The sequence below is a fragment of the Streptomyces sp. NPDC044571 genome (genome assembly GCF_040647115.1).
In the GTDB taxonomy this organism is placed as follows: domain Bacteria; phylum Actinomycetota; class Actinomycetes; order Streptomycetales; family Streptomycetaceae; genus Streptomyces.
In genome coordinates, this window is sequence record NZ_JBEZBN010000007.1 from 147,697 (window position 1) to 158,719 (window position 11,023).

The 11,023-nt window shown below is 71.1% G+C and carries 10 protein-coding genes and 1 pseudogene; 3 read left to right on the forward strand and 8 right to left on the reverse strand.

The window, feature by feature from the left end; genetic code table 11:
* Nucleotides 1-5: 5 nt before the first annotated feature.
* The 8 genes and pseudogenes from AB0B01_RS06165 to AB0B01_RS06200 form a co-directional block, all read right to left on the reverse strand.
* Nucleotides 6-1,148, reverse strand: a complete 1,143-nt coding sequence (locus AB0B01_RS06165) for an LLM class flavin-dependent oxidoreductase (RefSeq protein WP_361713420.1) — start codon at nucleotides 1,146-1,148, stop codon at nucleotides 6-8.
* An 11-nt stretch (nucleotides 1,149-1,159) separates the two neighbouring features.
* On the reverse strand, nucleotides 1,160-2,227 hold the full coding sequence (locus tag AB0B01_RS06170; protein ID WP_361713422.1) for an LLM class flavin-dependent oxidoreductase: 1,068 nt from the start codon (nucleotides 2,225-2,227) through the stop codon (nucleotides 1,160-1,162).
* Nucleotides 2,224-3,603, reverse strand: a complete 1,380-nt coding sequence (locus tag AB0B01_RS06175; RefSeq protein WP_361713424.1) for an NtaA/DmoA family FMN-dependent monooxygenase — start codon at nucleotides 3,601-3,603, stop codon at nucleotides 2,224-2,226. Before AB0B01_RS06175 ends, AB0B01_RS06170 begins: the two co-directional genes overlap by 4 nt.
* A 23-nt stretch (nucleotides 3,604-3,626) precedes the next feature.
* Nucleotides 3,627-4,841, reverse strand: coding sequence for an LLM class flavin-dependent oxidoreductase (locus AB0B01_RS06180; RefSeq protein ID WP_361713426.1), 1,215 nt, complete (start codon nucleotides 4,839-4,841; stop codon nucleotides 3,627-3,629).
* A gap of 204 nt (nucleotides 4,842-5,045) precedes the next feature.
* Nucleotides 5,046-5,179 (reverse strand): annotated as a pseudogene (locus AB0B01_RS06185) (GNAT family N-acetyltransferase); the annotation flags it as partial.
* Nucleotides 5,180-5,182: 3 nt separating this feature from the next.
* Nucleotides 5,183-6,199 (reverse strand): transporter substrate-binding domain-containing protein, encoded by a 1,017-nt coding sequence (locus tag AB0B01_RS06190; RefSeq protein WP_361713427.1) that lies wholly within the window; start codon nucleotides 6,197-6,199, stop codon nucleotides 5,183-5,185.
* Between the two features lie 49 nt (nucleotides 6,200-6,248).
* On the reverse strand, nucleotides 6,249-7,025 hold the full coding sequence (locus AB0B01_RS06195) for an amino acid ABC transporter ATP-binding protein (protein ID WP_361713429.1): 777 nt from the start codon (nucleotides 7,023-7,025) through the stop codon (nucleotides 6,249-6,251).
* Nucleotides 7,022-7,975: an amino acid ABC transporter permease gene (locus tag AB0B01_RS06200; protein ID WP_361713431.1), complete on the reverse strand. Its 954-nt coding sequence runs from the start codon at nucleotides 7,973-7,975 to the stop codon at nucleotides 7,022-7,024. Before AB0B01_RS06200 ends, AB0B01_RS06195 begins: the two co-directional genes overlap by 4 nt.
* Nucleotides 7,976-8,557: 582 nt before the next feature.
* Here AB0B01_RS06200 and AB0B01_RS06205 point away from each other — a divergent pair.
* The 3 genes from AB0B01_RS06205 to AB0B01_RS06215 all read left to right on the forward strand — a co-directional run bounded on the left by AB0B01_RS06205 (nucleotide 8,558) and on the right by AB0B01_RS06215 (nucleotide 10,589).
* Complete coding sequence (locus AB0B01_RS06205; RefSeq protein WP_361713433.1) at nucleotides 8,558-9,769, forward strand: acyl-CoA dehydrogenase; 1,212 nt, start codon at nucleotides 8,558-8,560, stop codon at nucleotides 9,767-9,769.
* Nucleotides 9,770-9,897: 128 nt separating this feature from the next.
* On the forward strand, nucleotides 9,898-10,356 hold the full coding sequence (locus tag AB0B01_RS06210) for an Rrf2 family transcriptional regulator (protein ID WP_361713435.1): 459 nt from the start codon (nucleotides 9,898-9,900) through the stop codon (nucleotides 10,354-10,356).
* Nucleotides 10,357-10,445: 89 nt separating this feature from the next.
* Nucleotides 10,446-10,589 carry a putative leader peptide gene (locus AB0B01_RS06215; protein WP_361713437.1) on the forward strand — a complete coding sequence of 48 codons (144 nt, stop codon included), beginning with the start codon at nucleotides 10,446-10,448 and terminating at the stop codon, nucleotides 10,587-10,589.
* Nucleotides 10,590-11,023 lie beyond the last annotated feature (434 nt).

The window sequence follows — 11,023 nt, forward strand, 5'->3', positions numbered from 1 at the left end:
TGGCATCAAAAGCCTGTGACGGCTCGGCCGGTGCCTGAGCGGCGCTGCCACTCCTCGGCCAGCAGGCGGTAGGAGCGGACCCGGTCCGCATGGTCGTGCGTCATGGTGGTGATCAGCAACTCGTCGGCCCCGGTGGCCGCTTGGAGCCGGTCCAGGTGATCGGCGACGGTCCGCGGCGATCCGACGAACTGGGTCTCCACCCGGTCGGCGACCAGTTTCCGGTCCGCCTCGGTCCAGGGCAGGGCGCGCGCCTCGGCGGGCGTGGGGAAGGGGATGGCGCCCTCGGCGGTACGGATGCTGCGCACCCAGGGGGCGTACCCGGTGGCCAGTTCGCGGGCGGTCGCGTCGTCCTCGGCGACGACGACGTCGGCGGACACCGTCAGGTACGGCCGGTCGAGCTCGACGGACGGTTTGAAGGCGGCCCGGTAGCCCTCGGCCGCCTCCAGCACCGAAGCGGGGCTGACGTGGTAATTGGCTGCGAACCGCAGCCCGTTGCGGCCGGCTGTCTCGGCGCTGACACCGCCGCTGCTGCCCAGGATCCACACTTGTACGTCGGCCCCCTCGCCCGGGACGGCATGGGCCTCCACCCCCTCCGGGGAGCGGTACTCGCCCCGCAGCAGCGCGAGGACGTCGTCGACCTGTTCGGCGTAGTCCTGCGGCTGGGCACCGGGCAGGTTCAGCAGCCTCTGCTGGAGCGCGACCCGCGGATGACCCAGCAGGTGCGCGAAGGAGAACCGGGCCGGAATGAGCAACCCGTTCGGGGTGTACCCCTCGAACGGAGGGGTCTGCGAAGTCCCCTGCTGCGGACGGCCGGCCGAGCGGCCCAGGCCCAGGTCCAGGCGCCCGGGGTGCAGCGCGTCGATCAGGCCGAACTCCTCGACCGTGGACAGCGCGGTGCGGTGCCCGAGCTGGACGGCGCCGGAGCCGAGCCGGATGGTCGAGGTCGCGGAGGCGGTCAGCGCGAGCACGACCGCCGGGGAGGTCCCGGCCACCCCCGGATTGAGGTGGTGCTCGGCGAACCAGTAGCGGGCGTACCCGAACGCCTCCGTCTGCCGGGCGAGATCGATGCTGTGGTGCAGGGCCTCGGCAGCGGTCGAACCGGACGGGACCGGGACGAGGTCGAGGACCCCGAGGGGGATGCCGGACATGGCCGGGCTCCTTACAGGTCGGGGAAGGAGGGGTCGGGGAAGGAGGGGTCGGGTATCTCGCGGCGCAGCACCGGGGCGATCCGGGACTGGAAGAGTTCGAGGGAGGCGCGGTGCTCCGCGGGGGTGAGGCCGCCCGGCTCCGCCTGGAGGTGCAGCGCCGTGTGGCCGAAGGCCTCGTGGTAGCGGTGGACCTTCTCGATCACCTGCTGGGGGCTGCCGATCAGTGCCGAGCTCCGCTCGACGAAGTCCTCCAGTGTCGGGAAGACGGGATCCACCCCCTGCTGCTTGTGCAAGGCGAGGTACCGGGCGAACGCAGGCCGGTACGCCGCCACTGCCTGCTGCGAGGTGGGGGCCGCGTGGTAGCCGGCCGTCCCCGCGCCGACGACGGCGTGCGCCGGATCGTGCCCGTAGTGCTCCCAGCGCTCCCGGTAGTGGCGGATCAGTTCGGCGTACGGACCGATCGGGTGGGTGACGTTCGCCGAGAAGAGCGGGTCTCCGTAGCGCGCGGCGAGATCGACGGACTCCCTGCTGGTTGCACTGCCGTGCCAGACCCGCAGGGCCGGCTGGAAGGGTCTCGGCAGTACCTCGGCGCCGGCCAGCGGGGGGCGGAAGCGCGGCTCGGCGCTCACTTTGTCCTCGCGCCAGATGCGCCGGAACAGCTCGTAGCCCTCGGCGTTGCGCTCCCACTGGTCCTCGGGGGTCACGTGGAACAGCTCGCGCTGGGCCGAGCCGTTGCCCTTGCCCTTGCCGATCATCAGCTCCAGGCGGCCGTCGGAGAGGTGGTCGAGCGTCGCGTAGTCCTCGTACGCCCGCACCGGGTCCAGCAGGCTCAGGGTGGTCACGGCGGTGAACAGCCGGATACGGCGGGTCAGCGCGGCGATGTGGCTGAGCACCACGGGCGGCGAGGACGACAGGAACGGCCGCTCGTGGCGCTCGCCGACCCCGAAGCCGTCGAAGCCGAGCTCCTCCGCGAGCAGCGCGGCGGCGACCACCTCGCGGAAGCGCTCACGGGTGGGTGTGGGGGCCCCCGTCACCGGGTCCGCGGAGTCCGTGATCAGGGTGATGGCGAGGAACTTCACGAGGCCGCGGCCTGCCTGCCGGAAGGCACCTGGGGCACCGCGAGCCCGAGGTGGTCGCGCAGGGTGGTGCCGGCGTACTCGGTGCGGAAGACCCCCCGTTCCTGCAGCAGCGGGACGACGGTGTCGGCGAAGACGTCCAGTCCGCCCGGGGTGATGTGGGGGACCAGGATGAAGCCGTCGGCCGCGTCCGCCTGCACCAGCGTGTCGATCTGCTCGGCGACGGTGGCCGCGGAGCCCACGAAGGTCTGGCCGGAGGTGGTGGCGATGACCAGCTCCCGGATCGAGAGGTTCTTGGCCTCGGCGAGCGCGCGCCACTGCCGGGCGGTTTCGAGCGGGTCGCGGAACTGGCGGACGCTCGCCCGCCCGAGGGCGACGGTGTTCTCACCGGTCACCGGATCGATGTCGGGCAGCGGGCCGCCCGGGTCGTAGCCGGACAGGTCCCGGTTCCAGACGTGCTCCAGGTACTTGATCGCGGTCTGCCCGCTGACCTGGAGGCGGCGCACCTCGTGGGCGAGCTCGTGTGCCTCGGCGTCGGTGTCGTCGAGGACGAAGGTGGCGGCAGGCAGGATCTTCAACTCGTCGTGGCTGCGCCCGTAAGCGGCCAGCCGGCGCTTGACGTCGGCGTAGAACGCCCGGCCCTCGTCGAGCGTCCCGTACCGGCCGAAGATCGCGTCGGCGGAGGAGGCGGCGAACTCGCGGCCCTCGTCGGAGTCGCCCGCCTGGAAGATCACCGGCCGGCCTTGCGGGCTGCGCGGCACGTTGAAGTGGCCCTCGATGTCGAAGTGCTGCCCCTGGTGGGCGAAGGCCCCGGGCCGCGCGTCCCGCAGGAAGGCGCCCGAATCGGGGGCGGCGAGGATCTCGGTGCCGTCCCAGGAGTCGAACAGCTCGGTCGCGGTGGCCAGGAACTCCTTCGCGCGGGAGTAGCGCTCCTCGCGCGGCAGGAATCCGCCGCGCCGGAAGTTCTCGCCGGTGAACGCGTCCCAGGAGGTGACCACGTTCCAGGCAGCCCGCCCCTCGGACAGGTGGTCCAGCGAGGCGAACTGGCGGGCCACCTCGTAGGGCTCGTTGAAGGTGGAGTTGATCGTTCCGGTGAGCCCGAGGCGCTCGGTGACGGCCGCCAGAGCGGCGAGCACCGTAAAGGTGTCGGGACGGCCGACGACATCCAAGTCGTATATTTTTCCGCCCTGTTCGCGCAGCCGCAGCCCCTCGGCCAGGAAGAGGAAGTCGAACTTGGCGCGTTCGGCGGTCTGCGCGAAGTGGACGAAGGAGTCGAAGTCGATGTGGCTGCCGGCCGCCGGATCGCTCCACACGGTGGTGTTGTTGACGCCCGGGAAGTGGGCCGCGAGATGGATCTGCTTGAGCGGTTTGCTACTCATGACGGGTCCTTACGGGTCCGGGATCAGGCGGCGGGGTGGGCGGCATAGCGGCCGGCCGGGCGCTCCAGGCCCAGCAGTCCGCGCAGGGTGTCCGCCTCGTACGCGCGGCGGAAGACCCCGCGTCGCTGGAGTTCCGGTACGAGCCCGCGGGTGATCGCGGGCAGGTCGTCGGCGAGTGCGCCCGGCCGCAGCCGGAACCCCGACAGGCCGGCCGTCCGCCAGTCCTGGAGCAGGTTCGCCAGCTGCGCCGTGGTCCCGGTGAAGATCGCCGTGTCACTGCTGTACGAGGCGCCCGCGCGTGCGTCCAGGCGGCTGCGGCGCGCTTCGGCCGCCGGGGCGTCCTCGTCCAGGAACACGGTGAGGTCCGCGAAGAGATGCAGCGGCTGCGCCGCGAGCCCGGCGGATTCCCGGGCCCGCCGGATCTCCGTGACCGCGGCGCGGGCGCCCTCTGCGTCGCGCACGGCGATGTACCCGACATCGGTGGACCGGGCGATGAGGCCGTACGCCGCGCTGCCGTCGCCGTGCGCGCCGGCCGCGGTGACGACGGGCTGCCCCTGCGGCGGGCGGGGAGTGATCGAGGGGCCCCTGACACTGAAGTGACGGCCCTCGAAGTCGATGTAGTGCAGCTTGTCGCGGTCGACGAACCGGCCGGTGGCCACGTCCCGGATCTCGGCGTCATCGTCCCAGCTGTCCCACAGCCGCCGGATCACCTCGATGTGGTCGGCGGCCTCCTCGTAGGACTCCGCCACGGGAAGCGGGACCGCCCGACGTCCGAAGTGGCGTGTCTCGTGGGCCAGTTGCGACACCTGGATGCGCAGGCCCGCACGTCCGCGGCTGACGTGGTCCAGGGTGGCGATCGCCTTGGATATGTGGAAGGGCTCCGTGTGGCTGGCGGTCACGGTCGGGACCAGTCCGATGTGCCGGGTCAGCGGCGCGACGCGGGCGGCGGTGAGTACCGCGTCCAGCCGCCCGCGGACCTGGTCCGTGCGCCGGTCGGGTCCGTCCGCCGAGGACGACTGGAGGGCGAGGGAGTCCTCGAAGGTGACGAAGTCGAGCAGTCCGGCTTCGGCCTCGGCCACGACATCGGCCCAGTAGCGGGCCGTGAAGAGTTCGCCGGGCCGGGCACCCGGCTCGCGCCAGGCGGAAGGGTGCCAGCCGGCGCCGTCGAGCGCGACGGCGAGGTGCAGCGGTTCGGAGGACGCTGATGTGAATGTGGATGCGGAGGGGGATGAGGACACGTCGAATTACGCCTTCCTGACCGGCCGGGCGAAAAGGAGGCCGATGCGCGTCGCGAATGTGAGGGCGTACGAGAGGGTGGGGAAGAGGCCCGTCACCAATTTCTCCTCGAAACGCTACGCCCGATAGCGGTGCCATACAATGACCGGAATATTAAGAGGAGTTGGCAGCGGTGTTGCCGGGCACGCGGACCGCCATGAAGGACGGGCGACGGCGCGGACCAGCCGCGTCGCCAGCCCCCTCCCCCGGTGGTCCGGATGGGTGCACACCGCGCTGGTCCCGGTCCGGCCGGCGGCCGCAGCCGTTCCCCGGCCATCGCGATCAGCCGGCCCCGGTGCCGGCTTCAGGAGTTGGTCACCGGCAGGCCCGGCGGGTTGACCTCCGAGGTGGTGACGGCCTCGTTGGACAGGTTCCAGGCGGCGAGCAGCTGCGCGTACTGGCCGTTCTTGATCAGATGGTTGATCGCCTCTGCCACCGGCCTGGCGAGTCCGCTGTCCTTCTTCGCGGTCGCTGCGATCAGGCCCTGGAGCGACTCGCCCGCGCCGGAGAAGGAGCCCGCGTTGCGGGTGGGTGCACTGCCGCTCGCCGTCTGGGTGATGTGGTAGGCGATGGACGGGTTCGGGCCGAAGCTGAGGTCGATCTTCTTGCCGCTGAGGGCCAGGTAGGTGCTGTTGGCGTCCGGGAAGTACTTGACGGTGATGTCCTTGCCCTCTGCCTGGAGCTTCCTCTGCCACTCCAGCAGGATCTTCTCCTGGTTGGTGCCCGAGCTGACCGCGACCGTCTTGCCGGCGAGGTTGCGGTAGTCGCCGCCGAAGTTCCAGGGGCTGTCCTTCAGCGCCTCGAAGGCCAGGTTGTCCTGCCGGTAGGAGGCGAACTCGTACTTCTTCTTGCGCTCCTCCGTGACCGTGACGTTCGTGAAGGCCACGTCCACCTTGCCGCCGTCGATGCCGACGAAGAGATTCTCCCAGGTGGAGTTCTTCACCACCGGCTTGAGCCCGAGCGTCGCGGCCACCAGGCGGCCGAGGTCCGGTTCCGTGCCCGTCAGGGTCTTCTGGTCGGTGCCGACGTACGCCAGCGGCGGGAAACCGGCGGGCAGCGCGCCGACCCCGATGAGGAGTTCACCGCGCCCGCGGACTTCCGCGGGCAGCTGGGCGCGCAGGGACTCGACCACCGGGACGGACAGCTCGGTCTGCCGGGCGGCGCCGTTGGACACCGCGCCGACGGTGACCTTGCCCGAGTCCGGTCCGGTGGCCTCGGCGTCGCCCCCGCACGCGGTGAGGCCGGAGGCGAGCGCCACGGTGGCGGTGGCGGCGCCGAGGCCGCGGACGAATCTGGTGCGCAGGGAGCGTCGGCGTTGCATGGTGTTCCTTTTCGGTTCGGAAGGGCTGGTGGGGCGGGGCAGGGCGTAGTCAGAGCACCTTGCTCAGGAACTCCCGCGTACGGGGATGGGCAGGCCGGTCCAGTACGTGCGCGGGCGGGCCCTGTTCGACGATGCGGCCGCCGTCGAGGAAGACGACCTCGTCGGCCACCTCGCGGGCGAAGCCGATCTCGTGCGTGACGATGACCAGCGTGGTGCCGCCGGTGGCCAGGTCCTTGATCACGGACAGCACCTCGCCGACGAGTTCGGGGTCGAGCGCGGAGGTGGGTTCGTCGAAGAGGATGACTCCGGGCCGCAGCGCCAGGGCGCGGGCGATGGCCACGCGCTGCTGCTGGCCGCCGGACAGCTGTCGCGGGTAGGCGCCGGTCCGGTCGCCGAGCCCGACACGCGCCAGGAGTTCGCGTGCCAGGGCACGGGCCTGCGGCTGCGGCATCCTGCCGGTGGCCACCGGGGCCGCTGCGACGTTGTCCAGCACGGTCAGGTGGGGGAAGAGGTTGAAGTTCTGGAAGACGAAGCCGATCCGCCCCCGCTGGGTGAGGATGGCTCGTTCGCTCAGCTCCCTCAGCCGCCCCCGGTGCCGCGTGACGCCGATCAGCTCGCCGCCCACGCTGACGTAGCCGGCATCGGGCTTCTCCAGGCGGTTGATGACCCGCAGCAGGGTGGACTTGCCGGAGCCGGAGCGGCCGAGGATCGCGGTGACCGTACCCGGTCGCAGGGTCAGGCTCACCCCGTCGAGTACCTGCTGTCGGCCGTACCACTTGTGCACGTCGTGGACCTCGATCGCGGCGGCCCGCAGGGAGGTGGTCATCGCGCCGTCTCCTTCCGGAAGCGGTCCCGGAGATCGCGCAGCCCCGTCCGGGCCCGCTGCAGGGGGGTGGGCGCCGCGGTGCGCAGCGCGCCGCGCGCGCAGTACCGCTCGACGTAGAACTGGACGACCGAGAGGACGCTGGTGAGGACCACGTACCAGAAGGTGGCCACCAGCAGCAGCGGCACCACGTCGCCGGAGTAGGTGCTGCCGAGGCTCTGCACCGTGCCGAAGAGGTCGAGCAGCGATACGTAGAAGACCAGCGAGGTGGCTTTGACCAGCCCGATCAGCTGGTTGACGTAGGCAGGGACGATGGAGCGCAGCGCCTGGGGGAAGACGATCCGGGCGAACTGGTACCGCTTGGGCAGTCCCAGCGCGGCCGCCGCCTCGTGCTGGCCCTGGTCGACGGAGAGCAGCCCCGCCCGAACCACCTCGGCCGCGTACGCCGCTTCGCTCAGGCTCAGTCCCACGACCGCCACCACGATGTCGCTGGCCGGCCGCGACTCGTCGAAGGTGAAGAAGGCGGGCCCGAAGGGCACTCCGATGCTCAAGGTGGGGTAGAGGGCACTGAGGTTGTAGAGGAAGAGCAGGACCACGATCAGCGGCACGGAGCGCAGCAGCCAGATGTACGTCCAGCTCACCGACCGGAGTACGGGGTTCGCGGAAAGCCGGCCGAGGGCGAGCAGGATGCCTCCCGCGAGGCCCAGGACCGCGCTGTACGCGGCCACCTGGAGGGTGATGAACAGGCCCTCCAGGATGGCCGGCCGGACGAACCAGTAGGCGAAACGGTCCCATTGGTAGAAGGGATTGGTCAGCAGCCCGTGGGCGGTCTGGGAGACGAGCACCAGCACGACGGCGGTGGCGATCCACCGCCCGTGCCGACGGAGCGGGAGGGCCCGCTCCGCCGCCGTCGGCGGCCTCGGGGGCGCGGTGAGGACAAGCGATTCGGTCATGGGAACTCCAGCCGCATTCGACGAATCGAGGAATCGAAAAGCAGCCGTCATGCCGGGTGGAGGGCCGCTGATGTCGTGATCTGCGGCGTAAGCTAGGCAGCCCGAAGAAGGGCTGTCAACGGGCCTGATATCGGTATGCGCAGAATCCTGCGGCAATTTCATCCGCCGTACACACAACGCCTTCCGGTGAAATGAACCGGCTTTCGTTCACAGCCGGGGCACAGCCGGGGAAAGGGGTCGGCGGAGTACACACCCGCGCCTCCGGATGAGGGCCAGGAGGTAGAAGCTGCCGCGCTGCCGCACTTCTGACGGTGAGTCAGTCTGGATCCGCGTCCAGACCGGCCGCTCACCTGCAGCGTCTTTCATCCCGAGATCGGGTGGTCCACCATCCGGTCACGCTCTTGCAGGGAAGGCCGCTTCGGGCGAGTATCCCTATCAATCCGATAGGAAAGGTGGGGATTCGGTAAACCGGCCGAAGCCACCCCAACGACGTTCCGGAGTAGCCGACATGACCACCGCCATGCCCCATGGCACCGCTGTCCGACCAGCCCCCGCGCCCCACAGCGGCACCGGGACCTGCCGGTGACGCCCACGCGGACGACACCCAGCCCCTCCGGACTCCGATCCGCCGACGAGCGGCGCCGCGCGCTCCTGCGTACCGCCCGCGACGTGGCGGACGACCTGGCCGCGGACGCCATCGTCCGTGATCAGGCGGGCAGGCCGCCGACCGACGAGACGGCCCGGCTGCGCGAAGCCGGCCTGCCGGCGGCCCTCACCCCGCCCGGGCCCGGCCGCGGGGCGGACTGGCGTACCGGATGCGCCGTCATACGGGAGATCGCCACAGCGGACAGCTCGGTCGGCGAGCTACTCGCCCGCCACTACGTACACGCCTGGGGCGGACGCTTCTACGCGAGTCACGAGCAGGCGACCGCCCTCGAAGAGGAGTCGGTGCGCGAGCGGTGGCTGTGGACCGGGGCGGTCCGCACTCCCGCACCCCACGGCCACACCGAGGGACCGGACCTCACACTGAGGCCGCGCGCCACCGGCTACCTGCTGAACGGGCGCCGGTCCCTGGACACGGCGGTGGCCGAAGCCGACCAGATCGTGGTGGACGCCGTCTGCGCCGCGACCGGTGACGCCCTGGTCGTACGGATCCCACCCGGCGCGCAGGGCGTGACCGTCGTACCCGCCCGCGATCGCCTCGGACAGCGGGTCGCCGGTGCGGGCGAGGTCGTCCTGGACAGGGTCACCCTCACGCCGGTGCAGGTCCTGGGCCGCCGGCCGCAGGACGAGGAGTCGACGGCTCCCTTCACCGCGCTCGCGGAGCCGGCGCTCCGACTCGCCCTGTGCCACGTCGGCCTCGGCATCGCCGAGGGCGCCCTCACCGAAGCCCGCGATCTCAGCAGGGGTGGCCGCGCACACCGGCTGCCCGGGGAGGACCCGGACCTCTTCCTGACGTACGGGGAACTCGCCTCCGCCGCCCAGACGGCCACCGCCGTGGTCGACCGGGCGACGGAGGTGATGGCGCAGGCCCTCACCACGGGTGCGCAGCTCGATGCCGAGGTACCCGCGGGCGTCGCCGCCCTGGTCGCCACGGCCGAGGCCGTGATGTCGAAGGCCACCCTGCACATCACCGCCCGGGTGCTGGAACTCGCCGACGCCCCCGGCCTGGACCGGTTCTGGCGCAACGCCCGGGTCCTGACAGCCCACCGCCCGGCCGCGCACCGCCTGCGCTCCATCGGTGAGCACTACCTCAACGGCTCCCACCGCACGGTGGCGGCGACCTTCCACTGACCCCCGGGGCACCGCTCAGGTCGCGGATCCGCGACCTGAGCCCCTCGGCCGCCGGGCGCGGCCACCCACCCGGCAGCCTGCGGCCACCACGACCGACGCCGGCCGAATCCATGCCGGATAATGGCCCCATGCGGATCTCAGCCAGGGCGGACTATGCGGTACGTGCCGCGCTGCAGCTCGCCGCGTCACAGGATGGCGGGCCGGTGAAGGCCGAAGCCATTGCCGAGGCTCAGGACATCCCGCACAAGTTCCTTGAGGGCATCCTGAACGACATGCGCCGAGGCGGCCTCGTGCTCAGCCAGCGCGGCGGCAACGGCGGCTACCGGCTGGCCAAGCCCGCCCAGTCCATCAGCATCGCGGATGTCATCCGCGTCGTGGACGGCCCGCTCGTCTCGGTACGCGGGGTCCGCCCACCGGACCTGTCCTACACCGGCCCCGCCGAGTCGCTCCTCCCCCTGTGGATCGCACTGCGCGCCAACGTGCGCGAGATCCTCGACGGCGTATCACTCGCCGACGTCGCTTCTTCCCGCCTGCCCTCTGCCGTATCGGCACTGGCGGATACCCCCGGGGCCTGGAGCAATCCCTGATCCCTGCCCCCATCTGGGATCTTACATAGCAAGACATCCTCGTCCAGCATGCGGTCAGTCCTTTGGGGCGAGTGTCCGCCTCTGCCAAGATGCCTACCAACCAGGTGGGAAAACTAGGAATCGGGGAGGTGGCCGTGCGAACACCGCACCACGCAGGCCGGATACTGCCTCTGACCTCCCGCCGCCACATCGACCTGGTCCGTACGTCCAGCGCCATCTGTCAGCTCGGCTGACACCCTTCGCCGGGCCCGGCTCCGCGTAGTGCGCCACTGAGCGCTGTCCCGGTCCGCTTTCCGTCGGCCGAGCGGGCCCTTGGGCCGACCTCACCGACCGCGTGCCGTCGAGCGCGGGCGTCCTACACCTCTCCGTTCCTCGGCCAGATCGCGGTCCCGCCGCCGAAGGCCGCGAGCGGGTGCCGTGTGTGCCGTGTGTGCCGATTGGCTTCGCGTCGCCCCGCTCCGTTCCTCCCTGAACACCATCCCGTGAAAGGCCACCCCGTGTTTGCCGCAAGACCGCTCACCACCCTGCGCACCATCGCCGTCACAGCAGCGCTTCCCCTGCTGCTCACCGCCTGCGGCTACGGTTCCGAGGCCGTGAAGGACGACTCGAAGGCGTCCGCCGTTCCCGCCGCCGAGGGCAGGAAGCTCTCCGCCTCCGAGGTCCGTAT

What these genes read in the sequence shown, in the direction of transcription:
- AB0B01_RS06165 (WP_361713420.1), bottom strand. Translation starts at nt 1,148, where the DNA reads ATGTCCGGCATCCCCCTCGGGGTCCTCGACCTCGTCCCGGTCCCGTCC.
- AB0B01_RS06175 (WP_361713424.1), bottom strand. Translation starts at nt 3,603, where the DNA reads ATGAGTAGCAAACCGCTCAAGCAGATCCATCTCGCGGCCCACTTCCCG.
- AB0B01_RS06215 (WP_361713437.1), top strand. Translation starts at nt 10,446, where the DNA reads ATGCCTACCAACCAGGTGGGAAAACTAGGAATCGGGGAGGTGGCCGTG.
- AB0B01_RS06210 (WP_361713435.1), top strand. Translation starts at nt 9,898, where the DNA reads ATGCGGATCTCAGCCAGGGCGGACTATGCGGTACGTGCCGCGCTGCAG.
- AB0B01_RS06190 (WP_361713427.1), bottom strand. Translation starts at nt 6,199, where the DNA reads ATGCAACGCCGACGCTCCCTGCGCACCAGATTCGTCCGCGGCCTCGGC.
- AB0B01_RS06200 (WP_361713431.1), bottom strand. Translation starts at nt 7,975, where the DNA reads ATGACCGAATCGCTTGTCCTCACCGCGCCCCCGAGGCCGCCGACGGCG.
- AB0B01_RS06195 (WP_361713429.1), bottom strand. Translation starts at nt 7,025, where the DNA reads ATGACCACCTCCCTGCGGGCCGCCGCGATCGAGGTCCACGACGTGCAC.